Genomic DNA, 23,773 nt, shown 5'->3' with positions numbered 1-23,773 from the left:
TCCGCCAGACCCTCTGGCCCTCGTCCGTCGAACCCGGTGCCAGGCCCCCGTTGTCAGTGCCCACCCGCACAATGGATCCCGGAACGCGGAGTGTGACGGAAGGGCGGCGTGACCCATGACGGTGTGGGACGACCTCGTCGGGCAGGAGAAGGTGAGCGCGGTGCTCGACGCGGCCGCGCGGGACGCCGACGCCCTCGTCACGGCCGCCGCCGCCGACGAGCCGCTGCCCGAGGCGTCGCGGATGACGCACGCCTGGCTGTTCACGGGCCCGCCCGGCGCGGGCCGGAACCAGGCGGCCAGGGCCTTCGCCGCGGCCCTGCAGTGCGTGAGCCCCGACCGCGCCCTCGGCGGCGCCCCCGGCTGCGGCTTCTGCGACGGCTGCCACACCGCGCTGCTCGGCACCCACGCGGACGTCACCTCGGTGGCCGCGGTCGGCTCCGAGATCCTGGTGAAGGACATGCGGGACACGGTCCGCAAGTCGTTCACCGCCCCGGCGAACGGCCGCTGGCAGATCATCCTGGTCGAGGACGCCGAGCGGCTGAACGAGAAGTCGGCCAACGCCGTCCTGAAGGCGGTGGAGGAGCCCGCACCCCGCACGGTCTGGCTGCTGTGCGCCCCCTCCATCGAGGACGTCCTGCCCACCATCCGCTCCCGCTGCCGCCACCTGAACCTGCGCACGCCGTCCGTGGACGCGGTCGCCGACATGCTGATGCGGCGCGACGGCATCGAGCCCGAGGTGGCGGTGGCCGTCGCCCGCGCCACCCAGGGGCACGTCGACCGCGCCCGGCGCCTGGCCACGGACCCGGCGGCCCGCGAGCGCCGCGCGGCCGTGCTGAAGCTGCCCCTGCGGCTCGACGAGGTCGGCGCCTGCCTGAAGGCCGCCCAGGAGCTGGTCGACGCGGCCGCCGAGGACGCCAAGCAGCTCGCCGAGGAGATGGACGGCAAGGAGGCCGAGGAGCTGAAGGCGGCGCTCGGCGCGGCCCAGGGCGGCCGGCTGCCGCGCGGCACGGCGGGGGTGATGAAGGACCTCGAGGACATGCAGAAGCGCCGCAGAACGCGCACGCAGCGCGACAGCCTCGACGTCGCCCTCGGCGACCTCACCGCCTTCTACCGCGACGTCCTCGCCCTGCAGCTGGGCTCCCGCGTGGCGATCGCCAACGAGGACGCGCAGGACGCCCTGGACCGGCTGGCGCGCGGCAGCACTCCGGAATCGACGCTCCGCCGCATCGAGGCGATCGCGGCCTGCCGGGAGGCCCTGGACCGCAACGTGGCCCCGCTGCTGGCGGTCGAGGCGATGACGATGGCGCTGCGGGCGGGCTGAGACGCCACGCCGGGAGACCGGCCGGCGCCGTCGCCGTGCCGAGCCGGGGGTGTCCCCCGTACGAGGCGACAATTCCCACGCACCGCATCCGGTGCATCGCGGAGCGTTACGCTCGCCTGATGCACACCAGGCCATCCCTCCGCCGGACCCGGGGCATCCGTACCCGGACGGCCCGCCTCACGGCCACCCTGTTCACGGCCGCCGCCCTGCTCCTGTCCGCCTGCTCCGCCGGGAGCTCGACCTCGGCCGGCGGGACGGTGGACGCCGCGCTGGCCGCGCTGCCGCGCGCGACACCGTCGGCGCTGTCGCCGTACTACACGCAGACACTGCACTGGCGTGCCTGCGGTGTCTCCGGTTTCCAGTGCGCGACGATGAAGGCCCCGCTCGACTACGCCAGGCCCGGTGCGGGAGACGTCCGGCTCGCCGTCGCCCGCAAGAAGGCAGCCGGCAAGGGCAGGCCGCTCGGTTCGCTGCTGGTCAACCCGGGCGGTCCCGGCGGCTCGGCGATCGCCTACCTGCAGAGTTACGCCGGTGCCGGCTATCCGGCCGACGTCCGCGCCCACTACGACATGGTCGCCATGGACCCGCGGGGCGTCGCCCGCAGCGAGCCCGTCGAATGCCTGGACGGCCGCCGCATGGACGCGTACGCGCAGACCGACCTGACGCCCGACAACGCGAAGGAGCGGGCGGCGCTGGTCACGGCGGACAGGACGTTCGCCGAGAGCTGCGGGGCGCACTCGGCGCGCCTGCTGCGGCACGTCTCCACCGTCGAGGCGGCGCGGGACATGGACATCCTGCGGGCGGTGCTGGGCGATCCGAAACTGAACTACGTGGGAGCGTCGTACGGCACGTTCCTCGGGGCGACGTACGCGGGCCTGTTCCCCGGCCGGGTCGGCCGGATGGTGCTGGACGGCGCGATGGACCCGGCGCTGGACGCCCGGCGGATGAACCTGGACCAGACCGCCGGCTTCGAGACCGCCTTCCAGGCGTTCGCGAAGGACTGCGTACGGCACGCCGACTGCCCGCTCGGCACCGCCGGCACGACCCCCGCACAGGTCGGCGGCCACCTGGAGGCGTTCTTCCGGAAGCTCGACGCGCACCCCATCCCGGCGGGCGATCCGGACGGCCGCAAGCTGGGCGAGGCTCTGGCCACGACCGGAGTGATCGCGGCGATGTACGACCAGGGCACCTGGCAGCAGCTGCGCGAGGCCCTGACCTCGGCGATGAAGGGCAACGACGGCGCGGGCCTGCTCGCGCTCTCCGACAGCTACTACGAACGCGACGCCGGCGGTCACTACAGCAACCTGATGATGGCCAACGCCGCCGTGAACTGCCTGGACCTGCCGCCGGCCTTCACCGGCCCCGAACAGGTCGAGCAGGCGCTGCCGGCCTTCGAGAAGGCGTCCCCGGTCTTCGGCGAGGTCCTGGCCTGGTCCTCGCTGAACTGCGCGTACTGGCCGGTGAAGGCCACGGGCGAGCCGCACCGCATCGAGGCGCAGGGCGCGGCGCCGATCGTGGTGGTCGGCACCACCCGCGACCCGGCGACCCCGTACCGCTGGGCCCTCTCCCTGGCCCGCCAGCTCTCCTCGGGCCGCCTGCTGACCTACGCCGGCGACGGCCACACCGCCTTCGGCCGCGGCAGCACCTGCATCGACTCGGCGATCCGCGCCTACTTGCTGCGAGGCACCCCGCCACCCGCCGGAAAGCGCTGCTCATAGCCCCGCCGCCGACCCCGGAGCCACGCGCTCCGGGGCCGGTACGAAGCACCCCGGGAAACTGTGTAGACTTACCGACGTTGCCGATCGCACCATGGTGCGGGCAGCACGCCGCTTTAGCTCAGATGGCCAGAGCAACGCACTCGTAATGCGTAGGTCTCGGGTTCGAATCCCGAAAGCGGCTCCACTGAAGCCCAGCTCGGAAAGTCTCTGAGCTGGGCTTTCTCGTTCAGTGGACGCGGCACGAAGTGGTCTCCCCCACGGCGCATCGCATCCCCTCTTCCAGCCCATCACCCGCGATGACGTCCGGGATCCGCTCTTCCAGCGGTCGCCGGTCGACTCGGGCGCCGGCTCGCACCACGCGCCATCGCCCGCCGGGAATCGGCTCGGCGGCGACGTACGGGAGGGCAGAGCCGGGCACCGCCGCCTGTCCGGCCGTCCGGTCCGCCCTCCGACCAGCGCTTTACCCGTGTGGCCACTGCCTTCACAGATGCCGCGGCCTGCCGCTACTGTTTCGCCGCTGCCGTGCGGACGATCACGACGCCGTCCGTTCACCTTGGGGGAGGGGCACGGCGGCCATTCATTCACTTGTGGGGGCACATGAACATGCTTACGCGCCGCATACTTGCGGCGCTCACCGGCGCCGCCGCGCTCGCGGCGGGGCTCGTCGCCACGCTTCCGGGTCCGGCGGCGGCCGTCCAGAGCAGCGGGCAGGCCGGAGACGGGAAGCTGCTGTACACGGACGTCGGCGGCTGGATGCACTTCATCAACACCGACGGGTCCTGGCAGTCCCAGTTCAGCACGTCCGGAAACCAGGGCGCCTGGTCCGCCGACGGCAGTCAGGTCGCGTTCGTGAACGGCGACTACATCGGCACGGCATGGGCCGATTCCGAGGACATCGGCATCCGTATCCCCATGCCGTCGGGCAGCGGCTGGCATCCGCACGATCCGACCTTCTGGTACGGCGGCGGTGACATCGTCTTCACGGCCGGCGGCCGGCTGCGACTGACCGCCGCCGACGGCACCCGCACGCCCAAGGCCCTGTTCGGCACCGATGCCGACGGCTGCGACTCCCAGCCGAGCGGCGCGGTGAACGGCATGCTCGCCTTCGTACGGACGGGGACGAGCTGCGCCACCGCCGGCACCCCGGCCGTCTGGGTCTACAACGGCCGTTCCGGCGCGTTCACCAAGGTGGCCGACGACGCGAGCGAGCCGAGCATCTCCCCCGACGGCAGGTCGGTGGCCTTCACGCGACGGATCGACGGTCACAAGCAGCTCTTCACGGTGAGGACCGACGGCACCGGGGTGACCCAGCTCACCACGGACGCGACCGACCACAACCGTCCCGCCTGGTCGCCACAGGGCGACCGGATCGCGTACGACATCTACGTCTCCGGCAACCCGGACGTCCCCCAGGGCCCGCAGGTCTGGATCCACGACCTCGGCACGGCCACGGAGACGCAGGTGCCCATGGCCGATGGCACCAACGTCGCCTGGCAGCCGCTCCGTGACAACGCGATCTCCCGTGTCTGGGGCTCCGACTCCTACGACACGAACATCGCCGCGTCCAAGTGGACCTGGAACACCGTCGGTACGAGCACTCCCGGCCTGGAGAACGCCAAGGCGGCCGTGCTCATCAGCAAGTCCGACTCGGCGTACGCCACGACCGCGACATCGCTGGCCGGCAAGAAGCGGGGGCCGGTGCTCATGACCTCCGGCACAGGCCTGGACTCCCCGGTGCAGACGGAGCTCAAGCGCATGCTGCCGAAGGGGAAGACGGTCTACCTGATCGGCGGGAGCACCATCCTCAACAGCACGGTGGCGTCCAAGGTGACCTCGCTCGGATACGTGGCCAAGCGGCTGTCCGGCACCTCGCGCTGCTCCACCTCCGTGGCCGTGGCCAAGACCGTCACCAGCACGCCGAAGTACGTCTTCGTGGCAACCGGCACCGACTACCACAACGCCCTGGCCGCGAGCTCCGCCGCCGGTTCCATGGGCGGCTCCGGAACCGCGACCCTCGTGCTGACCGACGGTACGACCATGACGTCGTCGGTCTACGGGTACCTCAACAAGTACAGTCCCAGCACGACGAAGATCATCACGGTGGGGACCGACGCCGAGTCGGCGCTGGCCAAGGCCTACAACGCCGGCAAGATGCCGAACTGGCCCAGCAAGTACAGCTATTACCGGGTCGCCGGCGGCACCCCGCAGTCGAACGCCATGCAGCTCGCCGACCTGTGGTGGTCGCTGCCCTCGAACGCCGCGGTGGCCTCCGTGGGCAGCTGGCGCGGCGGCGTCTCCGCGTCGTCGGCGATGACCACGTACGGTCCGCTGCTGTGGACCGACACCACCTCGCTGTCGTACGACACCAAGCGGTACCTGATGCGCATGTCGTCGAGCATGTACCACGTGGCCGTCTTCGGCGGCACGGGATCGGTCGACGCGTCCGTCATTCCCAAGATCGGTGCGGCCATCGGAGTGGGCACCCACTACGTCTACACGCCGTACTACAAGGGCGTGGTGCCACAGACCACGGCTGCTCAGCCGCTGTCCGCCGGCAGCTACAAGCCCGCCGCAAGCCCGGACCTGGCCCCTCTCCGGGTGACGATCAAGAGGTGACTGCCGCGCCTGGGTCGCCGACGGCGGCGGCCCAGGCCGCCGGCAGGGCCTGCGGGAGCTCCTCGGCGGTGCGGGCAGGCCCTGGGGTCGGGCTCGTCCGGCGCAGGCAAAGCACCGCAAAAAGGATGCAAAGCGGATCGGTTCCCGAGCAACGGCCGTAGGTGAGGCAACATCTTGGTGAACGGCGGGCGCCGCGCGGTCAGGGCGCGGTGCCGCCGTCGGCCGGATGGGGTGAGGTTACGTGGTGGAGCCGAGGATCGCCGTCGCCGTGGTGACCATGGGGAATCGGCCCGCCGAGGTCGACGCCCTGCTGGAGTCCGTGGCCAAGCAGGACCTCGCCCCCGCCCGCATCGTGATCGTCGGCAACGGCTGCCGGCTGCCCGAGTTCGCCCGCCGGCTCTCCCTGCCCGGCGAGGTCACCACCATCGACGTCGAGGAGAACCTCGGCTGTCCGGGCGGCCGCAACGTCGCGCTCGCCCGGCTGCGGGAGTACGGCGACGTGGACGTCGTGGTGGAACTGGACGACGACGGCCTGCTCGTCGACGCCGATGTGCTGAGCCGGGTACGGGACCTGTACGCCGCCGACCCCCGCCTCGGCATCGTCGGCTTCCGCATCGCCGACGAGCACGGCGAGACCCAGCAGCGGCACGTGCCCCGCGTCGGCGACTCCGACCCGATGCGCGGCGGTTACGTCACCGGCTTCCTCGGCGGCGGGCACGCCCTGAGCATGGCGATGCTGGCGGAGACCGGGGACTGGCCCGCCGAGTTCTTCTTCGCGCACGAGGAGACCGACCTCGCCTGGCGCGCCGTCGACGCCGGCTGGAAGATCCTCTACGCACCGGAGCTGCTCCTCCAGCACCCCAAGACCTCACCGGCCCGGCACGCCATCTACTACCGCGTCAACGCCCGCAACCGCGTCTGGCTCGTCCGGCGCCGGCTGCCGTGGCCGCTCGTCCCCGTGCACCTCGGGGTGTGGACGCTGCTCACGCTCGCCCGCACACGTTCGCCGGCCGGGCTCAAAGCCTGGTTCGGCGGGTTCGTGGAAGGACTCCGCGAACCGGCGGGCGAACGCCGCCCCATGCGCTGGCGAACGGTGTGGCGGCTGACCAGGCTGGGGCGTCCGCCGGTGATCTGAGGCGGGGACGCCTGCCGGGCCGGGAGGGGTTCGCGAGAGGGGCACGCCGGTGGATGATGCCCGGCGCAGAGTGGGCGAAGCCGGCGGGAGAAGGGAACGGGACGCGGGGCCCCGGGCGTTCACCTCCGCCGACCGGGGCCCCTTGCGTCCCCGGACCCGGACTGCGGCGACACTCCCCCGAGTTACGCGTCATACGCGCGCGCCGTAGATCCAGATCCGATGGAAATGATCTGATCAGGACGCGCCAACGGATCGCTAACATGTGGCCAACGGTTTGCCGTAGGCTGACGGACCCCCTGGCTGGAATTCGTCAGCGGTCTGTCGGAACGGGCCCGTGGCAGGCTGATCCCTGCCTCGTCCGGCCGGCAGACGGTGGCGCGAAACAGCCCTGTGCAGGGCGGAATTGCGTCAGACAGGCGGGCGAGGGTCCGTCGCGGAGCGCGGCCGGCCCCGGCAGCGTGCAAAGGCAGTCGGCGGAAAGGCGGTCGGCGGGAAGGCAGTGGAGCGCGAGATGCGGCGGTGCGAGCTGCGGTTCGGGCTGCTGGGGCCGCCCGTCCTGTACGACCGACCGCCGTTCGGGATCTCGTGCAACAGCTCCGACGCCCATTCCGGCGACCCGGCTGCCGCCGGTACCCGTACCCGCACGTCCGCCTCCGCCGCCCTCGCGACGCCGCGCCAAGTCCCGGACGACACCTTCGACAACGGCGTTCGCGCCATCGGCAGTCCCAAGGTGCGCGCCCTGCTCGCCGCGCTGTTGCTGGAACCGGGCCGCGTGGTGTCGGTGGAGTCGCTGAAGGACGCCCTGTGGGGCGGGGCGCCGCCCGTGTCCGCACAGGCGTCCCTGCACAACCACGTCACCCGGCTGCGCCGCCTCCTGGACGACCCCGACCGGCTCAGGGCCGTCCCGCCGGGGTACCTCCTGCGCGTCGACCAGGGCGAGTTGGACGTGCACGTCTTCGACGCCCGGGTCGCCGAGGCGCGTGCCGCCCACGCCCGCGGAGACTGGCCCGGTGTCGTACGGGCCTGTGCTGCCGCACTCGCGCTCTGGCGCGGCACCCCGCTCAGCGGGCTGCCGGCCGACCTCGGCGGTTATGCCCTGGTGCAGCGCCTCCAGGAGGCGCGCCGGCTGCTGCTGGAATGGCGCTACGACGCCGAACTCGCCCTCGGCGGCTCACGGTTGGCCGGCATCGTGCCGGAACTCGCGGCGCTGGTCGCCGAGTACCCGCTGCGCGAGGCCTACCACCGCCAGCTCATGCTCGCGCTGCACCGCACCGGCCGCCACGCCGAGGCCCTCGCCGTCCACCGCGATCTGCGCGCCCGCCTGATCGAGGAACTCGGCGTCGAGCCCGGCCCCGCGGTCCGCGAGGCGCACGTCGAGGTGCTGCGAGGGAGCGACGAGGGCGGACAGCGGGCGGAGGAGGAACGCGACAGCCGTCAGGCGGGCGCCGTACACCAACAGGTCGGCGCGGCCGATGACTTGGGCGGCACGGAGGAGCCGGCGGAAACCCCGTCCGGGCGGGAGGACGGCGTCCCGTCGGACACCCGGCCGGCTCCGCGACCCGCCCAACTCCCGCCACCGCCCGCGCACTTCACCGGGCGCGTCGACGTACGCCGGGCACTGCGGCAGGCGCTCACCGAGCCGGCCGCCCCGGCACCCGCCGTCGCCGTGCTCAGCGGCATGGCGGGCGTCGGCAAGAGCGCACTCGCGCTGCACGTCGCACATGAGCTGCGGGAACGTTTCACCGATGGGCAGTTGTACGTCAACCTGCACGGCGCCACGCCGGGCATGACCCCGCTCACCTCCGTCCAGGCGCTCGCCGCGCTGCTCCGGGACCTCGGCGTCGCGCCGCGCAGCATCCCCGAACACCCGGACGCGGCGGCCGCGTTGCTCCGCTCGCTGCTCGCCCCCGCCCGTGTGCTGCTGGTACTGGACGACGCGGCGACCGCGGCCCAGGTACGGCCTCTGCTGCCGGCCGGACCCGGCTGCGCGGTGATCGTCACCAGCCGCTCGCCGCTGACCGCACTCGACGGCGCCCGACGCTTCCCGCTCGGCCCGCTGACCGGCGAGGACAGCGCGGCACTGCTGCGCGCGGTGAGCGGACGCGAGGGGCTGGACGCCGGTCACGCGCTGGTCGAGCTGACCGGCCGGCTGCCGCTGGCGCTGCGTGTCGTGGCCGCCAGGCTCGCCGCCCGCCGCGCCCTCACCCCGGACGTGCTCGCGGGCCAACTCGCCGAGACCGGCGGGCGCTTGCGCCACCTCGAGTACGACGACCTGAGCGTCCGGCGTTCCCTGGCCGTCGCCCACGACGCGCTCGCCGCCGCCCAGCGTGAGGCGGACCGGGACGCGGCCCTCGCCCTGCGCCGCATCGGCGCGCTCGACCTGCCGACCTACGGCGCCCCCCTGATCGCCCGCCTCACCGGCATCGACGAACGCCGCGCCGAAGCCGCCCTGGACCGCCTGGTCGACGTCGCCCTCCTGGAGGAGACCACCTACGGCCGCTACGCCCCCCACGACCTGGTCCGCGACTTCGCCCGCGAACTGGCGGACGCGGACGCGGGGGAGGAGGAGAAGGGCCGAAGGGAGCCCGGGGCTTCGCTCGGTACCGGGTCCGGCGCGGTGTCCGGCACGAGGACGGATGCGTCGGTCGGTACCGGGTCCGGCGCGGTGTCCGGCACGAGGCCGGATGCGTCGGTCGGTACCGGGTCCGGCGCGGTGTCCGGCACGAGGCCGGATGCGTCGGTCGGTACCGGGTCCGGCACGGTGTCCAGCGCGGGCGCGGATGCGTCGGTCGGTACAGGGTCCGGCACGGGGGCGGGGGCGCTGCCCGGTACGGAGTCCGGAGCCGTGTCCGGCACCGCCCCCGGCGTCGGGTCGTGCTCCGGCTCGTGTCCGGATCAGGCCGTCCGAGCCGCGCACGCCGCCACGACTGCCTCCACCGCCGTGTCCACGCCGCCTGCCGCACCCGCCACCGGAGCAGCGTCCGCGCGCACCGCTGTGGCCGGTTCCGCAGCCGCACCCGACCCGCCCGCGATCCCCGCTCAGGAGCACGGTCACCCTCGGGAGCACGGTCCCGCTCCCGACCACGGTCGCGCTCCCGGTCACGGTCCCGCATCCGCGCCCGACCTCACCGCTCTCCGCTGGTACGCCGCCGTCGCCGAGCGGGTGCTGGAGGCTGTCGTGGAGGCCGGGATCGACCTGGACGACCGGCGTCGGCCGACCTCCGCGCAGCCGCCGGAGCACGCGGCCGACGTGGCCGGGCTGGCCCGCTTCGAATCGGCCGAGCAAGCCCATGGGTGGGGCGACGTCGAGCTGGAGAACGTCGTCGCCCTGGTGTCCCGGAACGCGGATACGGCGGATCCGGTGCGGGCCGCCCATCTGTCGACGCTCGCCCGGCTGCTCTTCCCCTATGTCCAGCGCGCCGGCCGGGTGGCCGAGATGGAGGTGCTGGGGCGGGCCGCGCTCGGGGCGGCGCGGCGGCTCGGGGACGCGGCGGCCGAGGCCTACGCACTGGGCGACCTGGCGGCCATGCACTTCCTCACCGGCCGGCAGAAGGACGCCCTCGCCCTCACCGACCGGTCCCTGGAGATCTGGCGGCAGCTCGGTGTCCTTTCCAGGATCAGGCGCTCCCTGAACAACCGGGGACTGCTCCTGGAGGGGCTCGGGCGGTACGCGGAGTCCGAGGAGGCGCTGCGGCAGAGCCTTGCGTACTCGCGGCAGTTGAACGACCCGTACGGAGAGGCCGTCACCCACAGCCACCTCGGCAACCTCTACGAGCACACCGATCCGCGCGCCGCCATCGAGCAGCACAGGCTCTCCCTGGCGATCGGGAACGAACTCGGCGCCGTCATCGTGCAGCACTCGGCGCACTGCAACATCGGTTACGCCCATCTCACCCTCGGCGAACCGGCCGCCGCCGCCCGGCACTTCGAGGAGAGCCTGCGCATCCTCGGCGATCACGGCGACTGGCACGGCGAGTCCCAGACCCGGCTCGGCCTGGTCCGTGCGCTGCGGCAGCTCGGCGAGACCGAGCGGGCGGCCCGCGAGTGCGCCGAGCTGCTGCGCCGGGCCGACGCCCGCGCCGACCGCTACATGGGCGGCCTGGCCCGGCACCAGCACGGGCTGCTGCTGAGCGCGCGAGGCCGGCGGACCGAGGCGTACGACACCTGGCGTGCCGCGCTCGCGGCACTGGACGGCACCGACGAGCAGGCGATCGTGGCGGAGCTGCGGGACCTTCTCGCGGAGTGACCGGAGTGCTTCGCCGGGGCCCCTTCGAAGCGACCGGAGCGCTTGGCCGCGGCCTTTCCGAAGCCACCGGAGAATCCCCGCACCGCCCCCGATGCCTGCCCGGCAGCCCCGCATGCCTGCCCGGCGGCCCCCGGTCACTGCTCGGAGTGCGCCCGCACAGGTCTCACTTGGCGTCGGCATAGCACTCCACCACCGCCGTCGTGAACGGAAAGCGCACCGGTGTGTCGCCGAAGGTCAGTCGCCCGGCGAGGTCGGCGGAGGACCGGATGGCCTGGACGACCGTGTCGGCCTCCTCGGCGGGGCAGTGCACGATCACCTCGTCGTGCTGGAAGAAGACCAGCTCGGCCTTGAGGTCCGCGCAGGCCCGGCGCAGCCCGGCGAGCATCAGCAGCGCCCAGTCGGCGGCGCTGCCCTGGACGACGAAGTTCCGCGCGAAGCGGCCGCGCGCCCGGGAGTTGGTGGAGGCGTAGCCGGGCACCCAGGGCGCCTGGCCGTCGCCCCGCGGGTCGGTGTCGTCGTCGCCGACGGGGATGCCCGCCTCCTCCGCGGCGTCCTCGCCGGCGCCGGCGGCGGGCGGGCAGGTACGGCCCAGCCACGTGCGCACCAGCCGGCCCTCCTCACCCGCGCGGGCCGCCTCGTCGACGTACGCGACGGCCTGGGGGAAGCGGCGGCGCAGCGCGGCGAGGTTCTTCAGGCCGTCCCCCGAGGTCTGGCCGTAGATCGCGCCGAGCACGGCGAGCTTGGCCTGGTTGCGGTCACCGGAGAAGGCTCGGTCGGAGACGGACTGGTAGAGGTCGCCGTCCCGGCCGGCGACTTCCATCAGGCCGGGGTCACGGGAGATCGCGGCGAGCACGCGCGGCTCCATCTGGTCGGCGTCGGCCACCACCAGCCGCCAGCCGGGGTCGGCGACCACGGCCCGGCGGATCACCTTGGGGATCTGCAGGCCGCCTCCGCCGTTGGTCACCCAGCGCCCGGTGACCGTGCCGCCCGCGAGGAACTCGGGACGGAAACGGCCGTCGCGCACCCAGTCCTGCAACCAGGACCAGCCGTGCGCCACCCAGATGCGGTACAGCTTCTTGTACTCCAGCAGGGGTTCCACGGCCGGGTGGTCGACGGACCGGATCTCCCAGCGGCGGGTGGACTTCACCTTGATGCCGGCCTGGGCGAAGGCCTTGATCACATCGGCGGGCAGGTCCGGGCGCACCCGGCGGCCGAAGGCGGCGGAGATCTCGTCGGCCAGCTCGGCGAGGCGGCGCGGCTCGCCGCCGCCCGCGTACCGCTCGCCGAGCAGTTCGTGCAGCAGGCGGCGGTGGACCTCGGCGCTCCACGGCACGCCCGCGTGGTTCATCTCGGCGGCCACCAGCATCCCGGCCGACTCGGCGGCCGTCAGCAGCCGCATCCGGTCGGGGTGGGCGGTCCGCTGGTGCCGCCTGAGCTGCTCGGCGTAGACCGCGAGGAGGTCGGTCAGCGGCAGGCGGGCCCCGGTGGGCTCGAACAGCGGGGACTGGGCGCCCGGTTCGGCCGGGCGCTGGGGCGGGTCGGGCGGCACGGGGCCGCCCCGGAGGCGGGCCAGGGCGGCGGCGGCCGAGCGCGGCTCGCCGTACCGGCCCTCGTGGCCCAGCAGGAGTGTCTCGGCGTCCTCGATGTCGTAGCACCGCTCCACTCGCACCCCCGTGGCGAGCAGACGCGGGTAGACCTCGGGGGTGGACCGCCACACCCAGCGGGTCACCTCCGGGCGGCTCCGCACCGCCCCGGCGAGATCGCTCTCCCGCCGCACCGGCCCGGCGGGCAGCCCGTCCGGGCCGAGGGGGGCGATCTCCACGCCTCCGTCCTCGGCCGGTGCGAGCGCCCACCGGTCCGTCATGACTGCGAGTGTGGCAGCCGGGTCTGACAATCGCTCCGACCTGCGGTTTCAGTCCGCTGTCTCACTTTTCGGAGGAGGTCGGTCCGGCCTCCTTCCCCGTCGCCGCCTTCGTCTGCTCCAGCAGCAGCGACAGCATCTCGGCGATGTGCTCCTCGGTCGCGGCCTTGGTGATGCCGAGGCCGCTGAGGACGCCCTCGCCGTTCTCCTGCTCCAGGAGCGCCAGCAGGATGTGCTCGGTGCCGATGTAGTTGTGGCCGAGCCGCAGGGCCTCGCGGAAGGTGAGTTCCAGGGCTTTCTTGGCGTCGGGGCCGTAGGGGACGAGGTCCGGGGCCTTCTCCGCGGCGGGCGGGAGCGCGGCGGTCGCGGCCTGCCGTACGGAGTCGAGGAGCACGCCCTGAGCGGTGATCGCCTTCGCGGCCAGGCCGTCCGGTTCGGCGAGCAGTCCGAGGACCAGGTGCTCGGGCCGGCCCTCGGTGTTGCGAGCCGCCACCGCTTCGTTGTGCGCGGCGATGACCACGTTCCGCGCGCGCGGGGTGTACCGGCTGAAGTCCTCGGGGCCGAGGCCGGCGGACTCCTTGGGCACGAACCGCTTCTGCGCCGCCTGCCGGGTGACGCCCATGCTCCGGCCGATCTCCGTCCAGGACGCGCCGGAGCGCCGTGCCTGGTCCACGAAGTGGCCGATCAGGTGGTCGGCCACGTCACCGAGGTGATCGGCGGCGATCACCGCGTCCTGGAGCTGCTCGAGGGGTTCGTTGTGGGCCTTCTTGATGGCCTCGATGAGGTCGTCGAGGCGTACGGATGCCGTGATGTTCGGGTTGGTCGCCATGTGTCAACCGTAGGTTGCGCCCCCATGGCTGTCAACCGATGGTTGACATGTCGCGCGCACCGCGAGCCCGGCGAACACCGTCCCCCCGAAGTGGTCCAGACCCCGGGCCACCCGGCGGTTGCGCCGCAGCAGTGAGGCGAGCTTCCCGGAGAGCAGTCCCTCGTCGGCTCAGGGCCGTTCCCGCTCCTGTTCGTACATCACCACCAGCACGCCGTGCACCGGCTGGTCGGCGCCGTCCTCCTCCGCCTCGTCCACCAGCTCGGCCAGCGTCTCGCGCAACCTCCGGGCCCGTTCGGGGCTCAGGCGCAGGTGGCGCAGGCTCAGCAGGTGGTCGTCGGGGGAGCGCTCGACCTCCTGGGCGACGGCGTTCAACAGAGCCGCCCGGTCGGCCGCGCGCGGCTCGGCGATCCTCAGCCGGCGCGCGGTCCGCCGGTAGTACTGCTCGGTGCCGCCCCGGACCTTGCGGGTCTGCGTGATACGCACCAGCCCCGCCGCGTGCAGCGTCTTCAGGTGGTGCGCCACGCTGCCCTTGGCCACGCCGAGGCGCACCGCCAACTGGCTGATCGTGGCGGCTTCATGGGTCAGTGCGAAGAGCAGGCGCTGGCGCAGCGGGTGGGCGAGCGCGGCGAACTGCTCGGGCGTGGAGATGTCCAGCACGCCGTCGGCGCCGTTCTCGGGTGGCTCGGGTCCGGTCATGGCGTAAAGCGTCTAATTTCCTTGACGCTTTGGCAAGCCCGGTGCTCTACTCCTCGCTCATGACCACACCGACAGCAACGCCCGCCCCCGTCACCGATGTTCAGGCCGTCATCGAGGAGACGGCCCGACTCGTCCTCGACCACTACGTCTTCCCCGAGGTGGCGGACCGGCTCGCGGCCCGGCTGCGCGGCCGGCTGGCCCAGGGGGCGTACGACACCGCCGACCCGGCGGAACTCGGCACCCGGGTCACGGCCGACCTGCAGTCGGAGAACGGCGACCGGCATCTGAGCCTGAAATTCCATCCCGAACCACTGGAGAAGGGCGAGGGGCCGGTCGACCAGGCCCAACTCCGCCGCACGTTCACGGCTTCCCTGGGCGGAGTGCCGCGTGTGCAGCTCCTGGACGGCGGGGCCGCGGTGCTCGAACTCACCCCGCTGCTGTTCCCCTTGGCCTGGTCGGCGGAGCCGTTGTCGGCGGCGTTCACGCTGGCCACGCGCGCGTGCACGCTGATCCTGGACCTCAGGGGCACGGTCGGCGGCGACCCGGACGCGGTGGCGTTCGCGTGCAGCTACCTCCTGGACCAGCGGACCCATCTCAACACCCAGTACTTTCGCGCCGGTGACCGCTACGAGCAGTCCTGGACCCTTCCCCACGTGCCGGGCGCCCGCTTCGGCGGGGACAAGCCGGTGTATGTCCTCACCAGCCGCCGCACCTTCTCCGGCGGCGAGGAACTCGCCTACGACCTGCAGCAGTTGGGGCGGGCGGTGGTCGTGGGCGAGACCACGCGCGGCGGCGCGCATCCGCGCGAGGGCTGGGAGGTACACCCGCACCTGGAGGCCACGGTCCCGGTCGGCCGCTCGATCAACCCCGTCACCGGCACCAACTGGGAGGGCACCGGCGTCCGCCCCGACGTCCCCTGCCCGGCCGACACGGCCCTCGACCGGGCCCTCCAGCTGGCGGCCGGCGCATCGTCGGCCCGGACCTGACGGCGCGGCCGCCTTCGTCGGCGGCTATCGCTCCGGGTCCCCTGGCGGACGCCCGCGGGGTCCAGTTTCTCCGGAGCGGCGGCCGACGGCGTCGCGCGGGCGGGGGCCGGTCTCCGGAATGGTGGCCGACGGCGTCGCGCGGGCCCCGATGCGGGGCGCCCGCGCGGGTCGGATCCGCCGCCTCGGACGCTTCATCCACAGCCTGTGGACAACGCTCGGCGCGCTGTCGGTGGGGCATGGCACGATCGACGGTGTGACCAGGACTGCCAGCACGGTCGAGAGGGCGTTTCGGGCCGCTCTCTACGACGACACCGACACCGGCCTCGACACGGGCGCCTCGCTGCTCGCCGCCGACACCGCCGCGGACGCCGAACTCGCGCGGCGGGGCGAGGAGTTCGTGGCGACGGCCTGGCGGCGCGGTTGGCAGCCCGCCGATGTCGTACGGCTCGTGCGGCGCGAGCTCACGGACGCGCACGTGCGCCTGGCCGCCGCGCTGATCCGCGCGCAGGCCGGGCGGGACCGCCCGCGCGGGCGCCGCTGGGCCGCCCAGCTGGCGGAGCTGCCCGAGGGCCCGGCCCGCGAGCCGGACCGCTTCTCGCAGGCCACGATCACGCTGGAGCTGTACCGGCTGCTGCTGCGGCTGCCGGCCCTGGAGCCCCTGGAGGAGGAGCCCCGCCGCGCCCCCGGCCCCACCGCCTCCCGCATGCTCGCCCGGATCCGCGCGCTGCTCGCCAAGGCCGAGGCGACAGGGTATCCGGAGGAGGCGGAGGCGCTCAGCGCGAAGGCGCAGGAGCTGATGGCGCGGCACAGCGTCGACGAGGCGCTGCTCGCCGCCGAGGCGCCCGCCCCGGACGCGCCCGGCGCCTGCCGCATCGGCGTCGAGCCGCCGTACGAACAGGCCAAGGCGATCCTGCTCGACGCCGTGGCCGGCGCGAACAACTGCCGCGCGGTGTGGAACGAACCGCTCGGCTTCTCCACGGTCGTCGGATTCGAGGCGGACCTGGAAGCGGTCGAACTGCTCTACACCTCGCTGCTTGTGCAGGCCACGCACGCGATGACCAAGGCGGAGGCCGCCCAGAGAGCCGGCGGGCGGAAGCGGACCAAGACGTTCCGGCAGTCGTTCCTGGCCGCCTACGCCCATCGCGTCGGCGACCGGCTCGCGGCCGCCGCCGAGACGCAGGTCGGCCGGGACCTGCTGCCGGTCCTCGCCACGAGACAGACAGCCGTGACGGACCGGCTGGAGCGCATGTTCCCGGAGACCACCACGACCCGGCTGCGCGGGGTGAGCGACGCGGCCGGGTGGACGGAGGGCGCCCGAGCGGCGGACCGCGCGCAGGTCAGGGCCCACCGCCGTCTGGAGTGACGGTCTCCGGCCGGGGATCGCCTCCGGCGCAGGGCCGAGGCGACGGCACCTCAGGACGACGCCTCAGCCCGGCGCGACGGTCCGGAGCCGGCACCCCGGGCCGTGCCCCGGCGACCGCGTGGCACTCAGTCGCCGACCTGCTGGAAGGCGGTCACGGAGGCGTTCGGGCGGCTTCCGCCGGACTGGACGGCGACGGGGCCGTACGACCAGGGGAAGCTCCGGGAGGCGGTGGTGCCGGGCAGGGTGATCTTCACGGTCCTGGCATCCAGGGCGTTCTTGTCACCCGCCGCGCCGCGCACATACGCGATGGTGAAGGACGCCGAGTCGCCCTTGGCGAGCTTCAGCCTCTGGGCCTTCGCCCCCTTGAGCGCCGGTACGTCCGCCTTGGTGTCGCCGGCGGTCAGGGTGATGTTCGCGAAGTGGTCCAGGGTGCACGGCTTGCTCTGGTTGGTGATGCTGACCGGAACTTCGCCCGTGTCGCCGGCCTTCGGCGCCACGCTCGCCGAGCCGATCTGCACGGACACCCCGCCGATCTCGCAGGCGGAACTGTTCTTGTTGCCGCTCTTGCTCCCACCGCCGTTGCAGGCGGTCAGCAGCAGGGCGGCGGCGAGGGCCGTGACGGTGAGCGGAATGGCGCGCATGAGGCAGGTCCCATCGAGGTTGTGACGGTGCCCCTGCATCATGGCGTCTGCGCCGCGGCGCCGTTCGCCCACCCCCGGAGGAATCACCGCTTCAGGTGGAACGCCTCACTCGGCTCACACCGGTTCACCCGGCTGACGCCCTCACGCGGGCACCGCACTCGTCCACCGCCCACGGTCACCCCTTCGCCTTGGTCGGCAGCGCCGAAGGCAGCTTGCCGCCCTCCGCCCTGGTGTACGTCTCCTTGCCGACCGCGCCCGACCAGTTCACCGTCATGCTCTTGGCGTCGACCGAGTCGACCGTGCCGGTGGTCCGGTCCTTGTTGCCGTCGGGGCAGCTCAGACGGATCGTCTGGGTCCCTGCCTGCGGGCCGGCGGACCCCTGGCACCAGGCCTTCCGGCCGGTCACGAAGAGGCCGGCCTTGTTCCCGGTGACCACCAGCGCCACGATCTTGCCGCCGCTGGTGGTGATCCAGCTGCCCTCGAGCTTGCCGGCGGCTCCGGTCGCGGTTCCGGAGCCCGCTCCCGAGGAGGCAGAGGCCGTGGCGGTTGCGCTCGGCGTCGTGGAGCCGGCGGTCTTGTCGCCGCCGTCCCCTCCTCCGCTGCATGCGGTCAGTGCGGCGAGCGCGCCCACCAAGCCCACGGCCAGTGCCGCGGTCCGCGCCGTCGCCGAGCGAGCGGTTCCGGCGGACCCGCCTGAACCGACGGAGGCGGCGGAACCGGGTGCGTCAGCCATGCCGGTTGTGCCAGTCGCAGCAGTCGCAGAAGTCACCGAAAGCTCCCAAGCTGTAGCGGCCGGCCGTCCTCGCCCGGACGGCTCGCAGCAAGCTACCAGCAGTTACCGGAGGACCTCCGAACACAGGACAGGAATCGGTTGAGAGCACCGTAAAGCCCGCCGCAAGCCCATGCCGCGGGCCCAGCCAGACTTCCAGCCGACCCAGCCGCCGAGCCGAACTCCCGGGCCGCCGAGCCAAACTCCCGGCCCGCCGAGTCGGCCGAGCCGCCCAGCCAGACTCCCGGGCCACCGAGCCGCCCACCTGCTCCCGCCGCAGCCCACCACAGCAGACCACCACAAGCACGGCCCCCGAGACGGCCATGCCCCCGAGACGGCCACGCCACCCCGAGATGGCCATGCAGCCCCGAAAAGGCCATGCCACCACGAGACGGCCATGCCGCCCCCCGAGACAGCCATGCCACCCGCGGCTCCCTCCCCAGCTCAACCCCCATACGTAGGAATCCCCCTACGTTTGACGCGTAGGATTCTTCCTACCTATCCTCGACCCATGACCATCACACACGCCTCATTCGTCACCCTCCCCGTCTCCGACCAGGACCGCGCCCTGCGCTTCTACCGGGACGTCCTCGGTTTCCAGGTCACCGCCGACCGGGACATGCCCCAGGGCCGCTGGCTCCAGGTGGCCCCCGAGGGCGCACAGACCGTCTTCACGCTCTCCGGGCCCGGCATGGGCGGTTTCGAGCCCGGGTCCGCGCGCGGGATCATGTTGGTGACGACCGACGTCGACGCGGACTGCGCGCGGCTGACCGCGGCCGGGATCCCCGTGCAGGGGCCGGACGACATGCCCTGGGGGCGGATGGCCTCCTTCGCGGATCCCGACGGCAACGGTCTGATGCTGCTGACGGAGAAGGAAGGCTTCTGACCGCTCCATGAACGGGACGGGTACCGCCGCCGAGGACCGCGTCTTCGCCGCGCTCGCCAACGCCACCCGCCGCGAGGTGCTGCGGCTGCTGCGCGAGCGCGGGCCGCAGCCCGTCCAGGCCCTGGCCGACCACTTCGACATGCGCCGCCCGAGCCTGTCGGAACACCTCAGGGTGCTGAGGGAGGCCGGCCTGGTCTCCGAGCAGCGCTCCGGCCGGCAGCGTATCTACCGGCTCCAGGCCGCCCCCCTCGCCGAGGTGCAGGAGTGGCTCCACCCGTACGAGCGGTTCTGGCGCGACCGGCTGAAGGACCTCGGCGAGCTGCTCGACCGGCTGCCCGACGATGGCCGGTCATGAGCACCGAACCGGCAGTGAGCCACTCATGAGCACCGAACCCGGCAGTGAGCAGGACGCGGACGACCTGACCACCATCCGCGTCGACCAGTTCTTCCCGCACCCGCCCGCCAAGGTCTGGCGCGCCCTGACCGACCCCCGACTGCTGGCGCAGTGGCAGATGCCCGGCGCCGAGGGCTTCCGGCTCCAGGTGGGCCACCGGTACCGGATGACGTCAGTCCCGCGTCCCAGCACTCGCTTCTCCGGGGTCGTCGAGGTGCGGGTGCTGGCCTACGACATCGAGCGGATGCTGTCCGTCCGCTGGGCCGACGCCGATCCGGCCAACCCCGCGGAGTGGACCATCACCTGGACCCTGGAACAGGAAGGGCGTGGAACGCGTCTTTTCCTGGTGCACGAAGGTTTCGATCCGGACGATCCGGCTCAGCTGATGGCGCGGAAGATCATGGACGGGGGGTGGCGGGGGCATGTCCTTCCCGCTCTGGGGCAGACGCTGGAGCGACTCGGCTAGGTCCTGTCCTCACAGTCGCTCCCACAGCCTTCGGCCGGGGGTCCCGGCCCCGCGACGACAGGACCGTGCGCCCCGGCTGCGACGAGCGATCGGACGGCACAGGTCACAGGGCGGCTTCGGTAAAGCGGACGTCAAACCTGTAACCGTGGGAACACCCGCCGTGCACGTGCATTTGCTCATGCATCTGCACGTGAACAAGGTTATGATCCGGGTCAGTTGACCACAGCATCTATGGCCACACCAGCCAGTGCACCACCGGGGAGCGACCTGTGGACCGCGACGTTGACGGCGTGTACGGGGGGTACGACGTGTACAACGGCATGGCTGCCGAGCAGCTGGTCGGAGTGGCCTGGCAGAAGAGCCGGCACAGCAACTCACAGGGATCCTGTGTGGAGTTCGCGAGACTTCCGGGCGGCGACGTCGCCGTGCGCAACTCGCGTTTCCCCGACGGCCCGGCGCTCGTCTATACGCGCGCGGAGATCGAGGCCATGCTCCTCGGCGTCAAGGACGGCGAGTTCGACCACCTGATAGCGGGCTGACGCCCTACGGCACCCCTGCTCGGGGCGTTGGCAACGATGTCGGGGTGTACGCGCGTAGACACCGCGCGTGCGTCGGTGCCGTAGCGCGTCAGCCGCTCTGCTGGAGCCGGAACAGCGCCCAGACGACCTTGCCGTGCAGAGTGCCCGCGATGGGGTGCCAGCCCCAGCTGTCGGCGAAGGAGTCGACCAGAAAGAGGCCGCGCCCGGACTCGGCGGAGAAGTCGTCCGAGTCGCGCGGCACCGGCGTCTCGTGGCTCGGGTCGCGCACCGCGCACACCAGCCGCTCGGTCCAGCGCATCAGGTGCAGCCGTACGGACGAGGCGTGTTCGGGGCGTGCCGCGTCGGCGGTGAGGCCGTGGCGCAGGGCGTTGGTGACGAGTTCCGAGACGACGAGGCATATGTCGTCGAAGCGGTCGCCCACACCCCACTGGTCGAGAGTGCAGCGGGTGAATCTCCGGGCCTCGCGCACCGCTTCGTAACGGGCGGGCAGGGCGCAGGAGGCGGCATTGGACACGGCCGCGGGATCCAGCGGCGGAAGGCCCTGCCGTAACGGCTTGAGCATGGTCGATCCATTCGTCCCCATGCGAGGCACTCCCGGGAATTCGCGGTCGTTGCGATGCAGCGGTGGCGCGGCACCATGGTTTCGGATGCGCACACCAGATGCAAGGGCAGATGCACGTGCACGTGACCGAAATCGCCGTGCTCGTACCGCTTCTTGGTCATTTTTTCCGCCATCTTGTCGGCGATTGCCGCCACAGGTCCTGACCTCTTCCCGACGGCACCCGCGCGGAAACGGCCCTCTCTTTCCGTTTCTGTAACCGGACGAGTACAGCTCGAAGTGTTTTAGTGGCAGACTGCGGGCCCTGAAGACGGTTGGGGAGGCTGACGAAGGTGAGCGCGGGAGAGCCCGGATCGGTGGTGCGGCGGATGCTGCTCGGCTCGCAACTCAGGCGACTGCGGGAAGCGCGCGGGATCACGCGTGAGGCGGCGGGCTACTCGATCCGCGCCTCCGAGTCGAAGATCAGCCGGATGGAGCTGGGCCGGGTGAGCTTCAAGACCAGGGACGTCGAGGACCTGCTGACGCTGTACGGCATCACCGACGAGACCGAGCGCGAGTCGCTGCTGTCCCTCGCCCGGGAGGCCAACGTGGCCGGCTGGTGGCACAGTTACACCGACGTCCTGCCCAGCTGGTTCCCCACCTATGTGGGCCTGGAGGGCGCCGCCTCCCTCATCCGCGTCTACGAGGTGCAGTTCGTGCACGGCCTGCTCCAGACCGAGGACTACGCCCGGGCGGTGGTCCGGCGCGGCATGAAGGGCGCGAGCCCGGCCGACGTGGAACGCCGGGTCGCCCTGCGCCTGGAGCGGCAGAAGCACCTGTTCGCGAACAGCGCCCCCGAGTTCCACATCGTGCTCGACGAGGCCGCCCTGCGCCGCCCCTACGGCGACCGCGCCGTGATGCGCGGCCAGCTGCAGCACCTGATCGACATCTCCGAGCGGCCCAACGTACGGCTGCAGATCATGCCGTTCAGCTTCGGCGGGCACTCCGGCGAGAGCGGCGCCTTCACCATCCTCAGCTTCCCCGACGCCGATCTGTCCGACGTCGTCTACATGGAGCAGCTGACCAGCGCCCTGTACCTGGACAAACGCGAGGACGTCGCCCAGTACGAGCAGGCGCTGAAGGAGCTCCAGCAGGACAGCCCCGGCCCCAGCGAGAGCCGCGACCTTCTCCGAGGTCTCCTTCAACTCTCTTGAAACACAAGTACGATGACGTGTGATCAGACCGTGACCGGGTTCTGCCTCCGCGAGTGATTGAGGGATCACATGTCGTCCTACTTCAGCGACCTGGCCCAGCAGTACATCGACGGTGAATGGCGACCGGGCACCGGCTCGTGGGACGTCATCGACTTCAACCCCTACGACGACGAGAAGCTGGCCTCGATCACGGTGGCCACGGTCGACGAGGTCGACCAGGCCTACCGGGCCGCCGCCCGCGCCCAGAAGAAGTGGGCCGGGACCAACCCCTACGCGCGCCGCGCGGTCTTCGAGAAGGCCCTGCGGCTCATAGAGGACCGCGAGCAGGAGATAGCCGACCTGATCATCGCGGAACTGGGCGGCACGCGCGTGAAGGCCGGTTTCGAGCTCCACCTCGCCAAGGAGTTCCTGCGCGAGTCGATCAACCTGGCGCTGCGCCCCGAGGGCCGGATCCTGCCCTCCCCGGCCGACGGCAAGGAGAACCGCGTCTACCGGGTGCCGGTGGGCGTCGTGGGCGTGATCAGCCCCTTCAACTTCCCGTTCCTGCTGTCGATCAAGTCGGTGGCGCCGGCGCTCGCGCTCGGCAACGCCGTGGTCCTCAAGCCGCACCAGAACACCCCGATCGCCGGCGGCACCCTGCTCGCGAAGATCTTCGAGGACGCCGGGCTGCCCGGCGGCCTGCTCAACGTGGTCGTCACCGACATCGCCGAGATCGGCGACGCGTTCCTCGAGCACCCGGTGCCGCGGGTCATCTCCTTCACCGGTTCCGACAAGGTCGGCCGGCACGTGGCCACCGTCTGCGCCGCGAACTTCAAGCGCTCGGTGCTCGAACTGGGCGGCAACAGCGCGCTGGTGGTCCTGGACGACGCCGACGTCGACTACGCGGTGGACGCGGCGGTCTTCAGCCGGTTCGTGCACCAGGGCCAGGTCTGCATGGCCGCCAACCGGGTGCTGGTGGACCGTGCGATCGCGGCGGAGTTCACCGAGAAGTTCGTCGCCAAGGTGAAGTCGCTGAAGGTCGGCGACCCGCGCGACCCGCAGACCGTCATCGGCCCGGTGATCAACAGCCAGCAGGCGAACGCCGTGTCCGGCGCCGTGGAGCAGGCGCTCGCCGAGGGCGCCACGGCCCTGGTGCGGGGGGCCACGGAGGGCAACCTGGTGGCTCCCAGCGTCCTCACCGACGTCCCCGCCGACTCCGCGCTGCTCCAGCAGGAGGTGTTCGGGCCGGTCGTCTTCCTCATCCCGTTCGACGGCGAGGAGGAGGCGCTGCGCATCGTCAACGACACCCCGTACGGCCTCAGCGGCGCCGTCCACACCGGGGACGTCGAGCGGGGCGTCGCCTTCGCCAAGCAGGTCGACACCGGCATGTTCCACGTGAACGACGGCACGGTCCACGACGAGCCGATCGTGCCGTTCGGCGGCGAGAAGCACTCCGGCGTCGGCCGCCTGAACGGCGACACGACCCTGGAGGCCTTCACCACCGTCAAGTGGATCTCGGTGCAGCACGGACGCAGCGGCTTCCCGTTCTAGCCGCCGATCGCGGACCTCTCGGCCG

The 23,773-nt window shown here is 72.3% G+C and carries 19 protein-coding genes and 1 tRNA gene; 14 read left to right on the top strand and 6 right to left on the bottom strand.

Annotated elements, in window-relative coordinates; genetic code table 11:
- Positions 1 to 115 precede the first annotated feature (115 nt).
- The 6 genes from OG956_RS15870 (at position 116) to OG956_RS15845 (ending at position 11,036) form a co-directional block, all read left to right on the top strand.
- Complete coding sequence (locus tag OG956_RS15870; protein WP_330338623.1) at positions 116 to 1,321, top strand: DNA polymerase III subunit delta'; 1,206 nt, start codon at positions 116 to 118, stop codon at positions 1,319 to 1,321.
- Between the two features lie 119 nt (positions 1,322 to 1,440).
- A complete protein-coding gene (locus OG956_RS15865) occupies positions 1,441 to 3,039 on the top strand; it encodes an alpha/beta hydrolase (RefSeq protein WP_330338622.1) in 1,599 nt (532 codons plus the stop codon).
- 107 nt (positions 3,040 to 3,146) lie between these two features.
- A tRNA-Thr gene (locus OG956_RS15860) sits at positions 3,147 to 3,223 on the top strand.
- A 413-nt stretch (positions 3,224 to 3,636) separates the two neighbouring features.
- Positions 3,637 to 5,655 carry a cell wall-binding repeat-containing protein gene (locus OG956_RS15855; protein ID WP_330338621.1) on the top strand — a complete coding sequence of 673 codons (2,019 nt, stop codon included), beginning with the start codon at positions 3,637 to 3,639 and terminating at the stop codon, positions 5,653 to 5,655.
- Between the two features lie 241 nt (positions 5,656 to 5,896).
- Positions 5,897 to 6,790 carry a glycosyltransferase family 2 protein gene (locus OG956_RS15850; RefSeq protein ID WP_330338620.1) on the top strand — a complete coding sequence of 298 codons (894 nt, stop codon included), beginning with the start codon at positions 5,897 to 5,899 and terminating at the stop codon, positions 6,788 to 6,790.
- A 511-nt stretch (positions 6,791 to 7,301) separates the two neighbouring features.
- A complete protein-coding gene (locus OG956_RS15845) occupies positions 7,302 to 11,036 on the top strand; it encodes a BTAD domain-containing putative transcriptional regulator (protein ID WP_330338619.1) in 3,735 nt (1,244 codons plus the stop codon).
- A gap of 163 nt (positions 11,037 to 11,199) precedes the next feature.
- Here the strand turns inward: OG956_RS15845 and OG956_RS15840 are convergent, their stop codons facing one another.
- From OG956_RS15840 to OG956_RS15830, 3 genes are all read right to left on the bottom strand, one after another.
- Positions 11,200 to 12,900 carry a bifunctional 3'-5' exonuclease/DNA polymerase gene (locus OG956_RS15840; protein ID WP_330338618.1) on the bottom strand — a complete coding sequence of 567 codons (1,701 nt, stop codon included), beginning with the start codon at positions 12,898 to 12,900 and terminating at the stop codon, positions 11,200 to 11,202.
- 61 nt (positions 12,901 to 12,961) lie between these two features.
- A complete protein-coding gene (locus tag OG956_RS15835) occupies positions 12,962 to 13,726 on the bottom strand; it encodes a Clp protease N-terminal domain-containing protein (protein ID WP_330338617.1) in 765 nt (254 codons plus the stop codon).
- 168 nt (positions 13,727 to 13,894) lie between these two features.
- Entirely contained in the window at positions 13,895 to 14,422 is a 528-nt protein-coding gene (locus OG956_RS15830) for an ArsR/SmtB family transcription factor (RefSeq protein WP_330338616.1), read from the bottom strand.
- 59 nt (positions 14,423 to 14,481) lie between these two features.
- Between OG956_RS15830 and OG956_RS15825 the strand changes: the two genes are divergently transcribed.
- The gene (locus tag OG956_RS15825; protein ID WP_330338615.1) at positions 14,482 to 15,408 is read left to right on the top strand and encodes a S41 family peptidase; all 927 of its coding nucleotides are present in this window, start codon (positions 14,482 to 14,484) and stop codon (positions 15,406 to 15,408) included.
- Between the two features lie 253 nt (positions 15,409 to 15,661).
- On the top strand, positions 15,662 to 16,771 hold the full coding sequence (locus OG956_RS15820; RefSeq protein WP_330338614.1) for a DUF2786 domain-containing protein: 1,110 nt from the start codon (positions 15,662 to 15,664) through the stop codon (positions 16,769 to 16,771).
- Positions 16,772 to 16,896: 125 nt separating this feature from the next.
- Here OG956_RS15820 and OG956_RS15815 read toward each other — a convergent pair whose 3' ends face one another.
- Together OG956_RS15815 and OG956_RS15810 are read right to left on the bottom strand one after the other, a co-directional pair.
- Complete coding sequence (locus tag OG956_RS15815) at positions 16,897 to 17,412, bottom strand: DUF4232 domain-containing protein (protein ID WP_330338613.1); 516 nt, start codon at positions 17,410 to 17,412, stop codon at positions 16,897 to 16,899.
- A 175-nt stretch (positions 17,413 to 17,587) separates the two neighbouring features.
- Positions 17,588 to 18,145, bottom strand: coding sequence for a hypothetical protein (locus tag OG956_RS15810; protein WP_330338612.1), 558 nt, complete (start codon positions 18,143 to 18,145; stop codon positions 17,588 to 17,590).
- Between the two features lie 547 nt (positions 18,146 to 18,692).
- Here OG956_RS15810 and OG956_RS15805 point away from each other — a divergent pair.
- The 4 genes from OG956_RS15805 (at position 18,693) to OG956_RS15790 (ending at position 20,466) form a co-directional block, all read left to right on the top strand.
- Positions 18,693 to 19,067: a VOC family protein gene (locus tag OG956_RS15805; protein ID WP_330338611.1), complete on the top strand. Its 375-nt coding sequence runs from the start codon at positions 18,693 to 18,695 to the stop codon at positions 19,065 to 19,067.
- 7 nt (positions 19,068 to 19,074) lie between these two features.
- Positions 19,075 to 19,422, top strand: a complete 348-nt coding sequence (locus OG956_RS15800) for an ArsR/SmtB family transcription factor (RefSeq protein WP_330338610.1) — start codon at positions 19,075 to 19,077, stop codon at positions 19,420 to 19,422.
- Between the two features lie 25 nt (positions 19,423 to 19,447).
- The gene (locus OG956_RS15795) at positions 19,448 to 19,927 is read left to right on the top strand and encodes an SRPBCC family protein (protein ID WP_330338609.1); all 480 of its coding nucleotides are present in this window, start codon (positions 19,448 to 19,450) and stop codon (positions 19,925 to 19,927) included.
- A gap of 269 nt (positions 19,928 to 20,196) precedes the next feature.
- The gene (locus OG956_RS15790; protein WP_330338608.1) at positions 20,197 to 20,466 is read left to right on the top strand and encodes a DUF397 domain-containing protein; all 270 of its coding nucleotides are present in this window, start codon (positions 20,197 to 20,199) and stop codon (positions 20,464 to 20,466) included.
- Between the two features lie 88 nt (positions 20,467 to 20,554).
- Here the strand turns inward: OG956_RS15790 and OG956_RS15785 are convergent, their stop codons facing one another.
- Positions 20,555 to 21,049: an ATP-binding protein gene (locus OG956_RS15785; protein ID WP_330338607.1), complete on the bottom strand. Its 495-nt coding sequence runs from the start codon at positions 21,047 to 21,049 to the stop codon at positions 20,555 to 20,557.
- 344 nt (positions 21,050 to 21,393) lie between these two features.
- Here OG956_RS15785 and OG956_RS15780 point away from each other — a divergent pair, with 344 nt between their 5' ends.
- Together OG956_RS15780 and OG956_RS15775 are read left to right on the top strand one after the other, a co-directional pair.
- Complete coding sequence (locus tag OG956_RS15780; protein WP_330342854.1) at positions 21,394 to 22,218, top strand: helix-turn-helix domain-containing protein; 825 nt, start codon at positions 21,394 to 21,396, stop codon at positions 22,216 to 22,218.
- A 69-nt stretch (positions 22,219 to 22,287) separates the two neighbouring features.
- Positions 22,288 to 23,748 (top strand): aldehyde dehydrogenase family protein, encoded by a 1,461-nt coding sequence (locus OG956_RS15775; protein ID WP_330338606.1) that lies wholly within the window; start codon positions 22,288 to 22,290, stop codon positions 23,746 to 23,748.
- Positions 23,749 to 23,773 lie beyond the last annotated feature (25 nt).

Origin of the sequence: Streptomyces sp. NBC_00557, assembly GCF_036345995.1 — a bacterium.
Lineage (GTDB): Bacteria > Actinomycetota > Actinomycetes > Streptomycetales > Streptomycetaceae > Streptomyces.
This window is presented reverse-complemented; position numbering and strand designations above follow the sequence as displayed.

Coding starts and splice junctions, on each gene's coding strand:
- OG956_RS15870 (WP_330338623.1), top strand. CDS start 116: ATGACGGTGTGGGACGACCTCGTCGGGCAGGAGAAGGTGAGCGCGGTG.
- OG956_RS15865 (WP_330338622.1), top strand. CDS start 1,441: ATGCACACCAGGCCATCCCTCCGCCGGACCCGGGGCATCCGTACCCGG.
- OG956_RS15855 (WP_330338621.1), top strand. CDS start 3,637: ATGAACATGCTTACGCGCCGCATACTTGCGGCGCTCACCGGCGCCGCC.
- OG956_RS15845 (WP_330338619.1), top strand. CDS start 7,302: ATGCGGCGGTGCGAGCTGCGGTTCGGGCTGCTGGGGCCGCCCGTCCTG.
- OG956_RS15840 (WP_330338618.1), bottom strand. CDS start 12,900: ATGACGGACCGGTGGGCGCTCGCACCGGCCGAGGACGGAGGCGTGGAG.
- OG956_RS15835 (WP_330338617.1), bottom strand. CDS start 13,726: ATGGCGACCAACCCGAACATCACGGCATCCGTACGCCTCGACGACCTC.
- OG956_RS15830 (WP_330338616.1), bottom strand. CDS start 14,422: ATGACCGGACCCGAGCCACCCGAGAACGGCGCCGACGGCGTGCTGGAC.
- OG956_RS15825 (WP_330338615.1), top strand. CDS start 14,482: ATGACCACACCGACAGCAACGCCCGCCCCCGTCACCGATGTTCAGGCC.
- OG956_RS15815 (WP_330338613.1), bottom strand. CDS start 17,412: ATGCGCGCCATTCCGCTCACCGTCACGGCCCTCGCCGCCGCCCTGCTG.
- OG956_RS15810 (WP_330338612.1), bottom strand. CDS start 18,145: ATGGCTGACGCACCCGGTTCCGCCGCCTCCGTCGGTTCAGGCGGGTCC.
- OG956_RS15805 (WP_330338611.1), top strand. CDS start 18,693: ATGACCATCACACACGCCTCATTCGTCACCCTCCCCGTCTCCGACCAG.
- OG956_RS15800 (WP_330338610.1), top strand. CDS start 19,075: ATGAACGGGACGGGTACCGCCGCCGAGGACCGCGTCTTCGCCGCGCTC.
- OG956_RS15795 (WP_330338609.1), top strand. CDS start 19,448: ATGAGCACCGAACCCGGCAGTGAGCAGGACGCGGACGACCTGACCACC.
- OG956_RS15785 (WP_330338607.1), bottom strand. CDS start 21,049: ATGGGGACGAATGGATCGACCATGCTCAAGCCGTTACGGCAGGGCCTT.
- OG956_RS15780 (WP_330342854.1), top strand. CDS start 21,394: ATGCTGCTCGGCTCGCAACTCAGGCGACTGCGGGAAGCGCGCGGGATC.
- OG956_RS15775 (WP_330338606.1), top strand. CDS start 22,288: ATGTCGTCCTACTTCAGCGACCTGGCCCAGCAGTACATCGACGGTGAA.